15 protein-coding genes are annotated in these 17985 nt (G+C 61.6%); 11 read left to right on the top strand and 4 right to left on the bottom strand.

Annotated features, from left to right (window positions below; translation table 11 throughout):
- Positions 1-70 precede the first annotated feature (70 nt).
- The 3 genes from GYM54_RS09730 to GYM54_RS09720 form a co-directional block, all read right to left on the bottom strand.
- On the bottom strand, positions 71-1447 hold the full coding sequence (locus tag GYM54_RS09730; RefSeq protein ID WP_197445844.1) for a sodium:alanine symporter family protein: 1377 nt from the start codon (positions 1445-1447) through the stop codon (positions 71-73).
- 534 nt (positions 1448-1981) lie between these two features.
- Positions 1982-3511 (bottom strand): sigma-54-dependent transcriptional regulator, encoded by a 1530-nt coding sequence (locus tag GYM54_RS09725; protein ID WP_131650881.1) that lies wholly within the window; start codon positions 3509-3511, stop codon positions 1982-1984.
- 72 nt (positions 3512-3583) lie between these two features.
- Positions 3584-4522: an NAD(P)/FAD-dependent oxidoreductase gene (locus GYM54_RS09720; protein WP_177493058.1), complete on the bottom strand. Its 939-nt coding sequence runs from the start codon at positions 4520-4522 to the stop codon at positions 3584-3586.
- A gap of 349 nt (positions 4523-4871) precedes the next feature.
- Between GYM54_RS09720 and GYM54_RS09715 the strand changes: the two genes are divergently transcribed.
- Positions 4872-5870, top strand: a complete 999-nt coding sequence (locus GYM54_RS09715) for a TRAP transporter substrate-binding protein (RefSeq protein WP_131650880.1) — start codon at positions 4872-4874, stop codon at positions 5868-5870.
- Between the two features lie 31 nt (positions 5871-5901).
- Here the strand turns inward: GYM54_RS09715 and GYM54_RS09710 are convergent, their stop codons facing one another.
- Positions 5902-6303: a DUF488 domain-containing protein gene (locus GYM54_RS09710; protein WP_181105086.1), complete on the bottom strand. Its 402-nt coding sequence runs from the start codon at positions 6301-6303 to the stop codon at positions 5902-5904.
- A 189-nt stretch (positions 6304-6492) separates the two neighbouring features.
- On the opposite strand from GYM54_RS09710, the gene GYM54_RS09705 reads away from it, so the two are divergent.
- From GYM54_RS09705 to tatA, 10 genes are all read left to right on the top strand, one after another.
- Positions 6493-6843 (top strand): hypothetical protein, encoded by a 351-nt coding sequence (locus GYM54_RS09705; protein WP_181105084.1) that lies wholly within the window; start codon positions 6493-6495, stop codon positions 6841-6843.
- Positions 6844-6931: 88 nt separating this feature from the next.
- Entirely contained in the window at positions 6932-7372 is a 441-nt protein-coding gene (locus GYM54_RS09700) for a CopD family copper resistance protein (protein ID WP_181105082.1), read from the top strand.
- Positions 7373-7653: 281 nt separating this feature from the next.
- Complete coding sequence (locus tag GYM54_RS09695) at positions 7654-8904, top strand: acyl-CoA dehydrogenase family protein (RefSeq protein ID WP_181105081.1); 1251 nt, start codon at positions 7654-7656, stop codon at positions 8902-8904.
- Positions 8905-9215: 311 nt separating this feature from the next.
- Positions 9216-11318: a transcriptional regulator NosR gene (gene nosR / locus GYM54_RS09690; RefSeq protein ID WP_374105192.1), complete on the top strand. Its 2103-nt coding sequence runs from the start codon at positions 9216-9218 to the stop codon at positions 11316-11318.
- A gap of 58 nt (positions 11319-11376) precedes the next feature.
- Positions 11377-13278: a TAT-dependent nitrous-oxide reductase gene (nosZ, locus tag GYM54_RS09685; protein WP_197445842.1), complete on the top strand. Its 1902-nt coding sequence runs from the start codon at positions 11377-11379 to the stop codon at positions 13276-13278.
- Between the two features lie 193 nt (positions 13279-13471).
- Positions 13472-14728, top strand: coding sequence for a nitrous oxide reductase family maturation protein NosD (locus GYM54_RS09680; protein WP_197445877.1), 1257 nt, complete (start codon positions 13472-13474; stop codon positions 14726-14728).
- Complete coding sequence (locus GYM54_RS09675) at positions 14725-15651, top strand: ABC transporter ATP-binding protein (RefSeq protein ID WP_197445841.1); 927 nt, start codon at positions 14725-14727, stop codon at positions 15649-15651. Before GYM54_RS09680 ends, GYM54_RS09675 begins: the two co-directional genes overlap by 4 nt.
- Positions 15648-16475, top strand: a complete 828-nt coding sequence (locus GYM54_RS09670; protein WP_197445840.1) for an ABC transporter permease — start codon at positions 15648-15650, stop codon at positions 16473-16475. Before GYM54_RS09675 ends, GYM54_RS09670 begins: the two co-directional genes overlap by 4 nt.
- A 25-nt stretch (positions 16476-16500) precedes the next feature.
- Positions 16501-17064 (top strand): nitrous oxide reductase accessory protein NosL, encoded by a 564-nt coding sequence (locus GYM54_RS09665; protein ID WP_197445876.1) that lies wholly within the window; start codon positions 16501-16503, stop codon positions 17062-17064.
- 14 nt (positions 17065-17078) lie between these two features.
- Positions 17079-17261 carry a twin-arginine translocase TatA/TatE family subunit gene (gene tatA / locus GYM54_RS09660; protein ID WP_177493057.1) on the top strand — a complete coding sequence of 61 codons (183 nt, stop codon included), beginning with the start codon at positions 17079-17081 and terminating at the stop codon, positions 17259-17261.
- Positions 17262-17985: the final 724 nt, after the last annotated feature.

The raw sequence follows: 17985 nt of genomic DNA, 5'->3' as shown, positions 1-17985 counted from the left end.
GCTCGGCTAGAAGAACGACAGCCCCAGGGACCAAAAGGTACCTGGGGCTGTTATCAGCTTAGACGCTGATTCACTGGGGAACGCTGGCGAGCGCTTCCTGGGTTTTGCGTTCGGCGAAGTAGGCGTTGGTCAGCTTGACCACCACCGGGCTCAGCAGCAGCAAGGAGATCAGGTTGGGAATCGCCATCAGGCCGTTGAGGGTGTCAGCGACCAGCCAGGCGAAGTCCAGCTGCGCCACCGCGCCGAAGGGAACCGCCAGCACCCAGACCACCCGGAAAGGCCAGACGGCCTTGGTGCCCACCAGGAACTCCCAGCATTTTTCGCCGAAGTAGCTCCAGCCGAGAATGGTGGTGAAGGCAAAGACCACCAACGCAATGGTCAGGATGGCGCCGCCGAAACCGGGCATCGCCGATTCGAAGGCGGCCGCCGACAATGCCGCGCCGCTCTCGCCGCTGGTCCAGACGCCGGAGCAGATGATCGCCAGGCCGGTCATCGAGCAGATGATGATGGTGTCGATGAACGTGCCCAACATGCCGATCAGGCCGGAGCGAACCGGGCATTTGCTGGTGCCTGCGGCCTGGGCGATGCCGGCAGTGCCGAGGCCTGCTTCGTTGGAAAAGATGCCGCGTGCCACGCCGAAACGAATCGCCGCAATCACCGCCGCGCCGGCAAAGCCGCCGGTTGCTGCGACCGGGTTGAAGGCGGATTCGAAGATCAGCGCGAACGCGCCAGGAATGGCTTCGAAGTTGACCGCCAACACCACCAGCGCGGCGATGATGTAGGCCACGCACATGAACGGCACCAGCGACGCGGCGACCTTGCCGATGCGCTTGATGCCGCCGAGGATCACCATGCCGACGATGGCCATCGAGACCACGCCAGTGATCCACATCGGTACGCCGAAGGTCGTCTCCATGGCATGGGCCATGCTGTTGACCTGCACCATGTTGCCAATGCCGAAACCGGCCAGGCCGCCGAAGATGGCGAAGGCGCCGCCGAGCCACAGCCACTTCTTGCCCAGGCCGTTCTTGATCGCATACATCGGGCCGCCAACGTGCTCGCCGCGGTCGTCCTTCTCGCGGTAATGCACGGCCAGTACAACCTCGCAGTACTTGGTCGCCATGCCCACCAGCGCGGTGCACCACATCCAGAACAGCGCACCCGGCCCGCCGAGGAAGATGGCGGTCGCCACGCCAGCGATGTTGCCGGTACCGACGGTGGCCGCCAGGCAGGTCATCAGCGCCTGGAACGGGCTGATTTCACCCTCGGCGCCGGGCTCGTTCTTGCGCCCCTGCCACATCAGCCGAAAGCCGCGTGGAATGGTGCGCCAAGGCATGAACTTGAGGCTGATCATGAGGAACAGCCCGGTGCCTAAGACCAGCACCAGAGTCGGCGGACCCCATACCAGCGCGTTGATTTTATTGACCAGATCATTGAGGAATTGCATGTCGACTCCGTTTGTTCTTGTGGTTTACGGCGTGTCGGGGTGCGGCGAGGCACTTGTCCGGATTTCTGACTGGCCTGAGCTATGTTCTTTAGCGAAACTACCAGGTCATTCGGACTCCGTGTGTGACAACGACGCAAGCCGGATGCCAGGTTTTATGGAATTCTTTGTAAATCAGTAAGTTAAAAATAAGTAGAAACTGGGCGTTGATGCTCTTTGTATTACATTCGATACAGCTGTATCGCGTAGCGCGAGATTGGTTGAGAAAGCCGCCTGTATTGGTTTAGGTACGGCGTATCGATAGAAATACAGGTGGGTGATGATCGCTGAGGCGAATGTGCACAGGCCGAGCGAAAGCGCTGTTCCCAAAGGTTACGTTAACGGCAGCTCAGCTTGATGTCTGGGCTCGAAAGGCCAGCGCTTGTAGAGTGCGCTCCGCGCACCGATCGGGACTGAGGGAAGGATCTAGGGGCAAGCGAGCGCACTACTTTGCGGTGCGCGGAGCGCACCCTACGGAGAGTGGTGTGCTTGCAAATCCTAGCCGCCGATACCGTACTTGCGCAGGCGCATGGCGATGGCGCTGTGCGAGCTTTTCAGCCGCGCCGCCAGCAGCCGGGTAGAGGGATAGCTCGTGTAGAGCTTTTCCAGGATCGAGCGTTCGAAGGCGTCCATGGCTTCGCTGAGGCTGGAGATTTCATCGTCCTGGCAGGCCAGCTTGGTGCGGGCGATATCCAGGTCGTCGAGGCCGATCATGCCGCTGTCGGACATCGCCGCGGCGCGGAAAATGATGTTCTGCAACTGTCGCACGTTGCCGGGCCAGGGGTTGCCGAGCAACACCGGGTAAGTCGAGGGCGCAAGCCTGCATGGCGGGCGCTGGATCTGAGTGCAGGCCTGCAGCAGGAAGTGCCGGGCCAGCAACAGGATGTCTTCGCCGCGCTCGCGCAACGGTGGGACGTTCAGGTTGAGGACGTTGAGCCGGTAGAAGAGATCCTCGCGGAACGTTTCCTCACCAACCAGCTGTTCCAGGTCGCGGTGAGTGGCGCTGAGGATGCGCACGTCGACGCGAATCTCGCGTTCACCGCCGATACGCCGGAAGCTGCCCTCGCTGAGAAAGTGCATCAGCTTGGCCTGCAGGTAAGGCGACATCTCGGCGATCTCGTCGAGAAAAACCGTGCCGCCATTGGCCAGCTCCAATAGGCCGGGCTTGCCGCTGCGCTGAGCCGCGTTCGCGGCGCCTGGCGCATAGCCGAACAGTTCGCCGTCGGCCTGGTTCTCCGCCACGGCCGCGCAGCTGAGCGTGAGAAAGGGCGCGTTGCTGCGTGGGCTGGCGGCGTGGCAGGCGCGGGCGATCAATTCCTTGCCGGTACCGGTTTCGCCCTGGATCAGCAAGGGCGCATCGAGTGCCGCGACGCGCTTGCCGCGGGCCTTGATTGTGCGGATCGCTGGCGAGTCGCCGAGCAGCGCATCGAAGCTTTCCGCATGGTGCGGGTGCAGCGCGGCCAGGCGTTCCCCGAGACGGCTGGGTGCGTAGAGTGTGAGCAGGGCGCCGGCCGCCGGCTGAGTGCCGTCTGCCATGAGTGTTTCGGCGATCGGCATCACGTCGATCAGCAGGGATTGGCCATTGAAGATGATTTCGCGCATCGGCAGACGAAAGCCCTGCTCGAGCATCGCGGCCTGCAGCTCTGGGGCTTCGAACAGCTCGCCGACGAATTGGCCTTCGGGGTCGAGCCCGACCAGGCTGATCAGCGCCGGGTTGGCCATGAGGATCTTGCCGTCGCCATCGACCGCCATTAGCGGGTCCGGCATGGCGTGCAGCAGCGCGTCGAGCTGCAGGCGGCGCTGCTGACCGGGCAGCATGCCAACCACCTGGATGTCCTGCACGCCCCGTACGCCGCGCAGCGCCTGGCGCAGCTCGTCGAGCACGTGCGCATCGATCGCCGGCGCGTCTATATAGACGTTGGGCGGCACCATCTCCACGGCATCAAGGTTCAGGTTACGCGCCACTAGCAGGGCGAGCACCTCTTGGGTGATGCCGATGCGGTCGATGAATGTAACGTGGATGCGCATGCTGTTCGGGCCTCGGTCGAGGCCCGAAGTATGCCTGCTTGCCGAGCTGAAGGCATCGCCGGCGCGGCGCCGTTATCGGCTCGGTCCGCCCCAGGGTTTGGCTTCCAGGCTGTTGTGCACCGCGGTGGCTGCCTGGGCGGCCTGGCCGATGGCAACGCTCATCTGTTTCAGGCCCATGGTCACATCGCCGATGGCATAGAGTCCGCGCATCGAGGTTTGCAGATGATCGTCGACCCGCACGCCGCCGCACTCGTCGCAATCCACGCCCAATTGCAGGGCGAGATCAGAACGAAAACGCGCGCCAAGGCTGGGGTAGATGATGTCGAAATGGTGGACGTCACCGTTGCAGGTGATCAGCTCGATGCCGGTCTCGCAAGGGCGCAGGGCCTCGACGCGATCGCTGATCAGGCGGATGTCGTAATGCTCGGCCAGGGCGATGGCCTGATCGCAGGCATCCTGCTCGCCATGCACCACGACGGTGACGCGATCGCTGAAGGTGCGCAGGAACACCGCGTGGCCGATGGCGCACTCTGCTTCACCATAGACCGCGACGTTGTCCCCCTTTACCTCGTAGCCGTCGCAGATGGCGCATAGCCGCACTTTGCCTTCGGCGATGGCCTGCTCGACGTTGGGCATATCCGGCAGCGTGTCCTCGATGCCAGTGGCAAGAATGATGCGCCGGGCCACGCAACTTTGATCGCCATAGCGCACGCTGAAACCCTCCGCATGCGGCTCGATGTGCTCGACCCGGCCGTGTTCGAGCCTGGCGCCGTAACCGCTGGCCTGCTCGCGCAGCCTTACCAGCAGATCATTGCCGTTGATGCCCGGTGGAAAGCCCGGGTAGTTGTGCGATCGCGGGATCCATGAGGCGCGGCTGGAACCGGCATCGACCACCAGGCAGCTGCGCCGGAAGCGCGCCAGGTAAAGCGCTGCGGTCAGTCCACCCGGGCCGCCACCAATGATCAGGCAGTCGACAATCGTGGGTTGCGGGTTCGGCGAGCGTTGGTTCATGGCATTGGCCGTTGGCTTTCTGTTGGCCAGTAGAAGTGCTTGGCGGTGTGAAAGTTCGGTCAGTCCGATAAATGCAATATGCCGTTTTGAGAGCTGGTTGGACTTCCTGCGCTTGTGTCATGTGCGCCTATGCCGAAAACTCCCACCTTTCGTGAAATACCGCTCTAGCATCGGTGTTTCACGATCCATTCCAATAAAGGCCAGCCGCCGGCGCTCCGTTGCCGTGATGAGCGGGCCATTCACGTTGAAATGGACCGACCGCGCGTGTTGGGTCCGATCACGATCGATAAAACCACTCGAACGGTGCTTACGAGGCGCCGAGGTCGAGCTTTTCCTATTTGGGGGACAAATGTTCAAGTCTTGTGTCGCTGCGCTGGTCGTAGCCCTGTATTGGTTGAGTGCCCCGGCTACAGCGGCTGAAGGGGAACCCTTCGTCATCAAGTTCGCTCACGTGGTGGCCGATGACACGCCCAAGGGCAAGGGGGCGTTGCTGTTCCAGAAGCTGGCCCACGAGCGCCTGGCCGGCAAGGTGAAGGTCGAGGTGTATCCGAACTCGACGCTGGTCGGCGATGCCGACGAAATGCAGGCGCTGCTGAACAACGAAGTCCAGATCCTTGCGCCTTCGCTGTCCAAATTCGGCCAGTACACGAAGAAGCTGCAGGTATTCGATTTGCCGTTCCTGTTCGACGATCAGGCGGCGGTTCAGCGGTTCCAGCAGCGCGAGATGAGCCGTGAATTGTTGCGCTCGATGGCCGGCTCCGGCATCTATGGCCTGGCGTACTGGAACAACGGCTTGAAGCAGTTTTCCTCCACCCAGGCCCTGCGCCTGCCCGAAGATGCCAGCGGGCTCGCCTTCCGCATACAGCCATCGGCGGTGCTGGAAGCGCAGTTCAACGCGGTTGGGGCCAAGCCGGTAGTACTGCCCTTCGCCGACGTATACAAGTCGCTGCAAAGCGGTGTGGTGCAGGGCGCGGAAAACCCCTGGTCCAACATCGCCAGCCAGAACATGCACAAGGTTCAGCCGTTCATCACCGAGAGCAATCACGGTGTGCTCAATTACATGCTGGTGACCAGTTCTAAGTTCTGGATGAGCATGCCATTCGCGGTGCGCTCAGAGCTCGAAGGCATCATCCTCGAAGTGACCCAGGCGGTGAATCGCGAAGCGGCGGCGCTCAACCAGCGCGACCGTGATCGGATCCTCGCGAGCGGCAGCAGCAAGCTGATTACCCTCACGCCCGAGCAGCGCCAGGCCTGGCGCGAGAAGATGATGCCGGTGTGGCAGTCCTATGAAGCGGAGATTGGCGCCGACGTCATCCGTGCGGCGCTGACGGTGAATCGCAAACACTAAGCTGTTCCGTCCGTCGCCGTCGCGACGGACCTCACGACATCCGCTCGCCGGCATAGCACGTCGGCGAGCTCGGCGCACCGCGGCGCTCCAACTCTTCCTCCAGCCATTCTGCCAACACCCGCGCATTGTTCTGCTGCTCGTCGCGAGCGGCGTAAAGCAGCGTCAGCGGGCCCTTCATGGCGATGTTCAGCAACGGCCACCAGTGCTCTGGGTGGGCGGCCAGCTCTTGGCGATAACGCTCATGAAAGGCATCGAAGCCCAACCCATCATGCTTGAACGCTTGGCGCAGCGCCGCCGAGGGCGCCAGTTCCCGCAGCCAGTTGTCCAGCGCCAGGTCTTCCTTGCGCAGGTTTCGTGGCCAGAGGCGGTCGACCAAAACGCGGTATCCATCGCGGGTTTCGCAGGCCTCATAGGCGCGTTTGCAAAGAATCATCGCCTGCCTCCTAAGGTTTCGGAACTAAATCGGATTAGGGTTAAAAATACTTATATACAGGTAATAAATACCCTTAAAGGCAAGGTAAATATAACCAGTTATATCGCATCCTATTGATTCATAAAGATTAAAAAGCGGCACGCTTCGTGTCTAAGAGTAAGGAAACATCACGCGTATAAGGAGTAGCACATGAAGAATCTAGTCGCTTTGGTTGCCGGTGCAATGTTGCTGACCAGTACGCTGGCGGGTGCCGATGAGGTCGTGGAGGCTCGCCAGGATCGAGTTGTGGGCGGTGGGTTTGGAGGGCTCAGTGGTTTCATGCTGGGCGCGGCAGCCGGACCGATCGGCGCATTGATTGGCGGCGGGCTGGGTTATTTCGTCGGTCAAGGGGCGCAACAGGCGGCCGGTCTCGATCAGACGCTCTACATAATCGAGGCCGAAGATGGCAGCCAGTCCCAGGTGCGGAGCTCGGCGAACGGCTTCGTTGTCGGGCAGCAAGTCGAGCGTGATGGCGCCAAGCTGACGGCGCTGAATCGCTGAGTACGGGCCGCCATCTTCGATGCCGTAAGCGACTACAGCGAAGCGGAGACAGATCCTAAACTGGCAGGCAGGAACCGAAGGAGCCGCGATGACCTATTCCCTGTTGCATGTGATTCACCTGCTAGCGGCCATTTTCTTCATCGGCGCGCTATTCGTTGAGGTGCTGGTGCTTCATCAGGTTCGCCAGCAGATCGAGCCGAATCTGATGCAGAGCGTTGATAAGGCCGTCGGTGCGCGCCTGAGAGTGGTGCTGCACTGGGTCGTGCTGTTCGTCTATGGCGCCGGCATCGGTCTGGCCTGGCATCACCGTCATGCACTGGCTAATCCTTTTGCGAGCAGTTTCGCAACCTTGCTCTCGTTGAAAATCCTGCTGGCGATCGGTGTGTTCTTCACCTTCGGCATGGTCGCCATGCTGTTGCGCAGCGGATGCATGACGCCAGCGCGTTATCGGCGCATCCAATGGGCGATCTTCCTGCAGATGATCGGCATCGTGCTGCTGGCTAAGGCGATGTTTTATCTGCATTGGTAGGGAGTCATTGGGTTACGTCTTCATGGTTACGGTGGGCTGAAGCCCACCCTACAGATCGCGGCTTGTAGGATGGAATCGCCGAAGGCGCTTCCGTCGCTTACTGCGGACGCCGATGTCGAGGCAGGCCTTAGCAGGTTCTTAGTGGACGAAGGATGACGTTGATCAACGGCGCAGAGGCTTCGCGTGCCGCTGATTGCGCCAGATTCAGCGGTTGCACCTTCGTTGCCTTCACGGCTGACGGGGCTAAGGTTGAGTGCATCGACGACCAGCAGAGGTACCCTATGAACTTCGCCTACAGCCCGCGTGCGGAGGCGCTGCGCCAGCAGCTGCGCGCCTTCATGGACCAGTACATCGTGCCGCGCATAGGTGCCTGGCACGAGGAGGTCGCGGCGGGACAATATCCGGTTTCGTTCATGGAGGATCTCAAGGCGCTAGCCCGTTCCGAGGGACTGTGGAACCTGTTCCTGCCGTCGCTGCGCGAGGACGAGCCGGGCATGGGCCTGAGCAACCTCGAATACGCGCCGCTGGCGGAAATCATGGGGCGCGTGCAGTGGGCCGCGGAAGTGTTCAATTGCAACGCGCCGGACACCGGCAACATGGAGCTGCTGCACCTGTTCGCCAGTCCTGAGCAGCGTGAGCGATGGCTCAAGCCTTTGCTCGAAGGCGAGATTCGTTCGGCCTTCGCCATGACCGAGCCGGACGTGCCGTCGTCGGATGCCACCAACATCCAGACGCTGATCCGCCGCGATGGCGACGACTACGTCATCAACGGCCGCAAGTGGTTCATCACCAACGCCTCGCATCCCAACTGCAAGCTGTTGATCGTGATGGGCAAGACCGATCCCGATGCGCAAACGCATCACCAGCAGAGCATGATTCTCGTGCCGTTCGACACGCCCGGCGTCGAGCTGGTGCGCAACATTCCGGTGATGAATCACATCGCCCCCGAGGGCCACAGCGAGCTGCTGTTAAGGAACGTTCGGGTGCCGGCGCGCAACCTGCTGGGCAAAGAGGGCGACGGCTTCATGATGGCCCAGGCGCGCCTCGGGCCGGGTCGCATCCACCACTGCATGCGATCGATCGGCATGGCCGAGCTGGCGCTGGAGCTAATGGTCGAGCGCGCTCAGGAGCGCAAGGCCTTCGGCAAATATCTGCAGCAGTATTCCAATGTTGCCGACTGGATCGCCGAGTCGCGCATCGAGATCGAACAGGCGCGGCTGCTGGTGCTGAAGACCGCCTGGATGATCGACGAAGTGGGCGCCAAGGCCGCACGCAAGGAAATCTCCATGATCAAGGCGCTGGTGCCGCGCATGCACACCCGCGTCGTCGATCGCGCCATCCAGGTTTACGGCGCCATGGGCCTGACCCCGGATACCCCGCTGGCGGACATGTGGACCGGTGGCCGCGCGCTGCGCTTCGCCGACGGCCCGGATCAGGTGCACTTGCGCAGCATCGCGAAGATGGAGATCAAGGCCAGCGAAGCCACCCGAGGCGCCACCGCCGCCTATCTCACGCCGCCTGGCCGAGCTTGAACGGGTCCGTTTAGGGGAACGCAGCCTCGTCTAGCGCGAGGCCTCCGCCGGAGCCTGCACGGCATGGATGCGGGTCAAGATCGCTGAGGTTCGAGGGGCAACAGAGGGCACTGGACGCTTCGTTGACATGGCTCAATGAAATCAGTCGTCAGCGGTAAGGTTGATCGCGGTCAAGGGTAGGCCTGGGCTGCGTCACTACCATGCTTCCTACATTCCTTGCTGGAAGTGGAACAGTGCTCATGAAGCCCCAACGCAGTACGTCCGTTATCGCCGGCAATTGGGGGGGGTACCTGCTGATCGCAGTGTTCCTCATGGTCTGCAGCTTCACGCTGCAAGCCAAAGAGTATGAAGCCGAGCAACAGCGCATCGAGCTGTTTTTCCCGAAGGTAACCCAGATTTCCGAGCCCGAAGGCGACTATCAGGTCCGTACGCTCACCGACGGCGTCGGCACTGTCTACGGTTACGCCTTCCAGAGCATCCACGTCACCGACATGCCGGCGTATTCCGGCAAGCCGCTGAACATGCAGGTGCTGCTCGACCGCGAAGGCGCCATCGTCGACGCCTATGTGCTGGAGCATCACGAACCCATCCTGCTGATTGGCATTCCCGAGCAGAAACTGCATGACTTCACCGCGAAATATGCCGGCATCAAGGCCGATCAGCGTGTGGTGGTGGGACGCTCCAGCGACAAGAGCGCAGTGACCGTCGATGCCGTGACGGGCGCCACCGTGACCGTGATGGTGGTCAACGAAATCGTCATGCGCTCCGCCCATGAAGTGGCGGCGTCTCTCGGTCTGGTCAAGAGCAACCTCGACGCCCGGCAGAAGCCGGCCATCGTCCGCGAAGACGTTTACCAGCCCGCCACCTGGGCGGAGCTGACCGGCAACGGCGCGATTCGTCGGTTGCATCTGACCAATGGCGATATCAATCAGGCGTTCAAAGGCACCAAGGCCGAAGGCATCGACGAGGCGCCCGCCGAGGAAGTCGACGATACCTTCATCGACCTCTACGCCGCCCACCTGAACCCGCCGACCATCGGCCGCAACCTGCTGGGCGACAATCAGTACCGCTTTCTGATGGAAGATCTCAAGCCGGGCGAACACGCCATCGCCGTGCTCGGCAGCGGCGAATACTCGTTCAAGGGCTCGGGTTACGTGCGCGGCGGCATTTTCGATCGGGTGCAGGTGCGCCAGTTCGGCAACATCCTCAGCTTCCGTGATATGGACTATCAGCGGCTCAACGACGTGTTCGCTGAAGGCATTCCGGACTTCAAGGAAATGGCGATCTTCATCCTCCGCGAAAATACCGGCTTCGATCCGGGCACACCGTGGACGCTGGAGCTGCTGGTGCGCCGCCAGACCGGCCCGGTGGATGGCATCTTCACCAGTTTCGAGCTGCCCTATCAGATTCCCGAAGCCTACATCGAGCGCCCGCAGCCGACTGCCGAGGAGCTGGCCGCCATCGAGGAAGCCAACCGGCCGATGTGGGTCAACATCTGGTACCAGAAGAGTTTCCAGATCGGCGTGATCCTGGTCGCGCTGGCGCTGCTGACGGTCATCCTGTTCATGCAGGACACCTTCGCTCGTTACCCGCACTTCCTGCGCATGCTGCGCCATGGCTATCTGATCTTCACCGTGGTGTTCATCGGCTGGTATGCCCTGGGGCAGCTGTCGGTGGTCAATGTGCTGACCTTCGTCCACGCGCTGGTGCAGGACTTCCGCTGGGAGCTGTTCCTGACCGACCCGGTGATCTTCATTCTCTGGACGTTCACCGCCGCAAGTTTGCTGCTTTGGGGGCGCGGCGTGTTCTGCGGCTGGCTGTGCCCCTTCGGCGCGCTGCAGGAGTTGATCAACGAGGCCGCGCGCAAGCTGAAGATTCCGCAGTACGACGTGCCCTTCACCGTTCACGAGCGGCTCTGGGCGATCAAATACATCGTGCTACTGGTGCTGTTCGGCATCTCGCTGGAATCCATGACGATGGCCGAGAAGGCCGCCGAGGTGGAGCCATTCAAGACTGCAATCACACTGAAGTTCGACCGCCAGTGGTGGTTCGTCGCCTACGCCGTGTTCCTGCTGGTGATCAACATTTTCACCCGCAAGGTCTTCTGCCGTTACGTCTGCCCGCTGGGCGCGGGGCTGGCGATCACCGGGCGCTTCCGTCTGTTCGACTGGCTCAAGCGGCGCAAGGAGTGCGGCAACCCGTGCCAGCTCTGCGCCAACGAATGCGAAGTGCAGGCGATCCATCCAGATGGGCATATCAATCACAACGAATGCCACTACTGCCTGGATTGCCAGATGACCTACTTCAATGACGACAAGTGTCCGCCGCTGATCGCCAAGAACAAGCGCTCCAAGCGCGACAAGAAAGCGCCGGCCGGGCCGCAGCTGATCCCCGTGCAAGTCGTGGAACCCTGAACCAGACACAACAACCCTTCACTTGACTGTTGGAATTACATCCAGAAAGGAGCAGACCATGAGCGACAAGGCAAAAGGCAACACCGAGGTGCTGGAAAAAAGCGGTCTGAGCCGCCGCGGCTTCCTGGGTGCGACAGCCGTGACCGGCGCGGCGGTTGCCGCCACGGCGTTCGGCGGCGCAGTGATGACGCGCGAATCTTTCGCGGCTGCGGCGAAGGACGCACGGTCGAAGATCCACGTGGGGCCGGGCGAGCTGGATGAGTACTACGGCTTCTGGAGCGGCGGCCACCAGGGCGAGGTGCGCGTGATGGGCGTGCCGTCGATGCGCGAGCTGATGCGTATTCCGGTATTCAACGTCGATTCGGCCACCGGCTGGGGCCTGACCAACGAAAGCAAGCACATCCTGGGAGATAGCGCCAAGTACCTCAACGGTGACTGCCACCACCCGCACATCTCCATGACCGACGGCAAGTACGACGGTAAATACCTGTTCATCAATGACAAGGCCAACAGCCGCGTGGCGCGTATCCGCCTCGATGTCATGAAGTGCGACAAGATCCTCACCGTGCCGAACGTCCAGGCGATTCACGGGCTGCGCCTGCAGAAAGTGCCGCACACCAAGTACGTGTTCGCCAACGCCGAGTTTGTGATCCCGCATCCCAACGACGGCAGCACATTCGATATCAGCGGCGAAAATGCCTACACCATGTTCAACGTCATCGATGCCGAGAAGATGGAAATGGCTTTCCAGGTCATCGTCGATGGCAACCTGGATAACACCGATGCTGATTACACCGGGCGTTTCGCCGCTTCCACCTGCTACAACTCGGAAAAGGCGTTCGACCTGGGCGGCATGATGCGCAACGAGCGTGACTGGGTCGTGGTGTTCGACATTCCTGCCATCGAGGCGGCAATCAAGGCCGGTGACTTCATCACCCTCGGCGACTCCAAGGTGCCGGTGGTCAATGGTCGCGACGGGTCCAAGCTGACTCGCTACATCCCGGTACCGAAAAACCCCCACGGCCTGAACACCTCGCCGGACGGTAAATACTTCATCGCCAACGGCAAGCTGTCGCCGACCGCCACCATCATCGCCATTGACAAGCTGCCCGAGCTGTTCGACGGCAAGCTGGCCGATCCCCGCGATGTGGTCGTGGGCGAACCCGAGCTGGGTCTCGGTCCGCTGCACACCACCTTCGACGGTCGCGGCAACGGCTACACCACGCTGTTCATCGACAGCCAAGTGGTCAAATGGAACATCGAAGAGGCCGTGCGCGCCTACAAGGGCGAGAAGGTCAACTACATCAAGCAGAAGCTGGACGTTCACTACCAGCCGGGGCACATCCATGCCTCGCTGACCGAAACCAGCGAAGCGGACGGCAAGTGGCTGATTGCGCTTTCGAAGTTCTCCAAGGACCGTTTCCTGCCGGTCGGGCCGCTGCACCCGGAAAACGATCAGCTGATCGACATTTCCGGCGATGAAATGAAGCTGGTGCACGACGGCCCAACCTATGCCGAACCGCACGACTGCATCCTGGTGCGCCGCGACCAGATTCGTACCAAGAAGATCTGGGACCGCAACGACCCGATGTTCGCCCCGACGGTGGAAATGGCCAAGAAGGACGGCGTCAATCTGGACACGGAAAACAAGGTCATCCGTGACGGCAACAAGGTGCGCGTCTACATGACCTCGATGGCGCCGGCGTACGGCATCACCGAGTTCACGGTGAAGCAGGGCAACGAAGTCACGGTGATCATTACCAACATCGACCAGATCGAGGACGTGTCCCACGGTTTCGTCATGACCAACCACGGCGCAAGCATGGAGATCAGCCCTCAGCAGACCTCGTCCATCACCTTCACAGCCGATAAACCCGGTCTGCACTGGTACTACTGCAGCTGGTTCTGCCACGCGCTGCACATGGAGATGGTCGGCCGTATGCTGGTTGAGCCGGCCTGAGGCAGGGCCTGAACGTGGGGCTGGCGCCGCGCGAAGCAGCTTCGCGCCGAGCCCGCCTTCACGGTCGCTTCAAAGCTGGCGAACCCTGATGGGGTCGCCAGTCGCATCACCCGCCTGGACGCTGAAGAAGGTAATTGGTGTGCTCGGATTTCAGGCTATTCGCTTAGGGTTTTCAGTGGCGCTTGTCGCCCACATGTTTTTTGCCGGGGCCGCGCTGGCGGAACCGCAACCCATCACCTCGCTGCCCTTGCAAACGCTGGGGGAAAACCGCTGGACGCTGCCCGCAGGCGAATACAGCGGGCAATTTTTCATCGATCAGCCGCTGGCGTTGCACTGTGCGCCCGGCGCGGTGATCGAGGCGCAGGGCCAGGCCAATGCCCTGACCATCCGCGCGCCAGACGTGACCATCGAGGGCTGTGAGCTGCGCGATTGGGGGCGCGATCTGACCGACATGAACGCGGCGATCTTCATCGAGCCCAGCGCCACCGATGCTGTGATCCGTAACAACCGCCTGCAGGGGCCGGGGTTCGGTATCTGGGCTGATCGCAGCCAGAATCTGCTGATCGAAGGCAACCGGATCGAGGGCGACCTGGACTTGCGCTCCCAAGACCGTGGCAACGGTATCCATTTGTTCTCCGTTCGCGGTTCCCGCGTCGTCGGCAATCATGTCTGGAACACCCGCGACGGTATCTACATCGACAACTCCAATGGCAACCGCATCGAGCGCAACCTGTTCGAGGACCTGCGCTACGGCGTGCACTACATGTTCTCCCACGAGAACCAGGTGATCGCCAACGTCACCCGCCGCACCCGCACCGGCTACGCGCTGATGCAGAGCCGCAAGCTGACCGTGATCGGCAACCGCTCCGAGCAGGACCAGAACTACGGCATCCTGATGAACTACATCACCTACTCGACCATCAAGGACAACGTCGTCAGCGACGTCGAGCGCGGCGATACCGGTGGCGACAGCATGATCAGCGGCGGCGAGGGCAAGGCGCTGTTCATCTATAACTCGCTGTTCAACACCATCGAAGGCAACCACTTCCAGCGCAGCGATCTGGGTATTCACCTGACTGCAGGTTCGGAGAACAACCGCATCGTCGGCAATGCCTTTGTCGGCAACCAGCAGCAGGTCAAGTACGTGGCCGTGCGGACCCAGGAATGGTCGGTGGACGGGCGCGGCAACTACTGGAGCGATTATCTGGGCTGGGACCGCGACGACGACGGTTTGGGCGATATCGCCTACGAGCCCAACGACAACGTCGACCGCCTGCTGTGGATGTACCCGCAGGTGCGGCTGCTGATGAACAGCCCCAGCATCGAAGTGCTGCGCTGGGTGCAGCGCGCCTTTCCGGTGATCAAGTCGCCGGGTGTGCAAGACAGTCATCCGTTGATGAAGCCGCCTACCCGCGAACCGTTGAAGCCAGACCAGGAACCTCTTTCATGAATGCCGTTGAAATCATGGGTGTGAGCCAGCGCTACGGCAATATGACCGTGTTGCACGATTTGAACCTGAACCTCGGTGAAGGCGAGGTGCTGGGCCTGTTTGGTCATAACGGTGCCGGCAAGACCACCAGCATGAAGCTAATCCTCGGCCTGTTGCAGGCCAGTGAGGGGCAGGTCCGGGTACTCGGTCGCGACCCACGGACCAGCGATGTCCGCCGCCAGCTGGGCTATCTGCCGGAGAACGTCACCTTCTATCCGCAGCTGACCGGGCGCGAAACCCTGCGCCACTTCGCCCGCCTGAAGAGCACACCGCTGAATCAGGTCGACGATCTGCTCGAACAGGTCGGCCTCACCCACGCCGCCGATCGTCGGGTGAAGACGTATTCCAAGGGGATGCGTCAGCGCCTCGGGTTGGCCCAGGCGGTACTCGGCGAGCCGCGCCTGTTGCTGCTCGATGAGCCGACAGTCGGCCTCGACCCCATCGCCACCCAAGAGCTGTATCTGCTGGTCGACCGCCTGCGCCAGAGCGGCACCAGCGTGATTCTTTGCTCCCACGTGCTGCCCGGTGTCGAGGCGCATATCAACCGCGCGGCAATCCTTGCCAAGGGCCGGCTGCAGGCCGTTGGTAGCCTCAAGCAATTGCGTAGCGAAGCCGGCTTGCCGGTACGTATCCGCGCCAGTGGCGTCAGCCAGAGCGAGGCATGGCTGGAGCGCTGGAACACCGCAGGCCATTCGGCGCGGCGCCATGGCGAGGATGGGGTTGAGGTGGTCGCCATCAACGGCCACAAGCTGCCGCTGCTGCGTGAACTGCTGGGCGAAAGCGAGCCGGATGACGTCGAGATCCACCAGCCGTCGCTGGAGGATCTGTACCGCTATTACATGGAGCGCGCCAGCGATGTGCAGGCCGCGGAGGGCAGGCTATGAACCAGGTCTGGAATATCGCTCGCAAGGAACTCAGCGATGGCCTGCGCAACCGCTGGTTGCTGGCCATCAGCCTGCTGTTCGCGGTACTGGCCGTAGGCATCGCCTGGCTGGGCGCGGCGGCTTCGGGGCAGGTGGGCTTCACCTCGATTCCGGCGACCATCGCCAGCCTGGCGAGCCTCGCCACCTTCCTGATGCCGCTGATCGCGCTGCTGCTGGCCTATGACGCCATCGTTGGTGAGGATGAAGGCGGCACATTGATGCTGCTGCTGACCTATCCTTTGGGGCGCGGCGAGATTCTGCTCGGTAAGTTCGTCGGTCACGGGCTGATTCTTGCCCTGGCGGTGCTGATCGGCTTTGGCGGCGCCGCGCTAGCCATCGCCGTGCTGGTCGAGGACATCGAGCTGGGCCTGCTGCTCTGGGCCTTCGGCCGCTTCATGATTTCCTCCACGCTGCTGGGCTGGGTGTTTCTGGCGATGGCCTACGTGCTCAGCGGCAAGGTCAGCGAGAAATCCAGTGCTGCCGGGCTGGCGCTGGGGGTCTGGTTCCTGTTCGTGCTGGTATTCGATCTGGTGCTGCTGGCGCTACTGGTGCTCAGCGAGGGCAAGTTCAGCCCCGAGTTGCTGCCCTGGTTGCTGCTGCTCAACCCCACCGACATCTACCGGCTGATCAACCTGTCCGGTTTTGAGGGCGGCGGCGCCATGGGCGTGCTGTCGCTGGGCAGCGAACTGCCGGTGCCCGGTGCTGTGCTCTGGCTGTGCCTGCTGGCCTGGGCCGGGGCTTCGCTGCTGCTGGCCTATGGCATTTTCCGCCGTCGTCTGGCCTGATTTCTTCGTTAAAGGAACTGCAATGATGAATGCGTTATACGTACAGGCTTCCCGGGCGCTGGTTGCCATCCTGCTGCTGGCTTTGGCCGGCTGTAATGAATCCGAGCAGGTGGAGCAGGTTCTGGAGCCGGTCGCTTTCCATGCCGAGGATGAGTGTCATGTCTGCGGCATGATCATCACCGACTTCCCCGGCCCTAAGGGGCAGGCGGTCGAGAAGGGCGGAGTGCGCAAGTTCTGCTCCACGGCGGAGATGCTTGGGTGGTGGCTGCAGCCGGAAAACCGTGTGCTGAACGCCAAGCTGTACGTTCACGACATGGGGCACAGTACCTGGGAGCAGCCTGACGACGAGTACCTGATCGATGCCACTAGCGCCTACTACGTGGCCGGAACCGGCCTCAAAGGTGCGATGGGTGCTGTACTGGCCACGTTCGCCGAGGAGGCCGCCGCGCAGAAACTGGCCGCTGAACAGGGCGGGCGGGTACTGCGCTTCGAGGAGATCGATCAGTCGGTGCTTCAACAATCGTCGGGCATGCAGCATGACATGGCCGATGACCACAACGCTCACAGCGGTCACCAGACCGGACACTAACGAGGTAACGAAAAATGATGGGTATCAGCATTTGGCAGCTTTTGATCGTGTTGCTGATCGTGGTCATGTTGTTCGGCACCAAGCGCCTGCGTGGCCTTGGTTCGGATTTGGGTGGCGCGATTAGTGGTTTTCGTAAATCCATGAGCGATGGGGAGAGCGCAACGCAGGGTGACGCGGTCAAGCAGGAGTTGAAATAGGTTTTTCGTATTTCCAGGGGGCATGGTTGCTTGACGTTGGGTTGGCGAGTTTTTTTGGGGGGTTGACTGCAAGTTTCGCTTTCATTAGCCCTTATAGAGCAGTCTGACGGCTTGGTTCCGCCCTGCTGGGCGAGTTCCTTTTGGCAGTCGCCCGGTTGGCCGGCCCCGCCAAAAGGAACCAAAAGGTCTTGCCCCTGCATCCGGCCCTGCGCTTCGCTCCGGGTTCGTTCGCTCCATCGTCGCTCCGAGGGTCGTCGTACAAGGGCCATCCATGGCCCTTTACGACTCTCGCCGCGTCCTGCGGCTCGCCCCTCTGCGCGACGATTCCGCTCACCCTCCTGACGGGGCGGCTGGTGTCGTCTGTTGGCCCGCGTACAAAAAGCGAAGCCAAAGCAAGTCCGGGTCTTAACGATCTTTCAGGCGACTCGGACCCTGTTCCCCTTCAGGAGGCCGAACGCAGGCGTTGCGCAGGGGGATGAGCGGCATGGATGCCGCGAAAGGCTTAAAGGGCCAGGGATGGCCCTTGTAAGCCGTGCCCCCGGAGCTGCGCCGGAGTGAGGGAAGTTTTGCGAAGCAAAACCCGGATGTTGGGGTGGCCTTCTTTTTGGTTCCTTTTTCTTGGCCAAACAAGAAAAAGGACTCGCCCAGCAGGGCGAAACCTGAAGTGTCAGTACACTCGGCAATCGGCCTGATCTCCAAAGTGCAATCCTAAACGAGCTGGCAG

The sequence above is a fragment of the Pseudomonas sp. MTM4 genome (assembly GCF_019355055.1).
In the GTDB taxonomy this organism is placed as follows: domain Bacteria; phylum Pseudomonadota; class Gammaproteobacteria; order Pseudomonadales; family Pseudomonadaceae; genus Stutzerimonas.
This window is presented reverse-complemented; position numbering and strand designations above follow the sequence as displayed.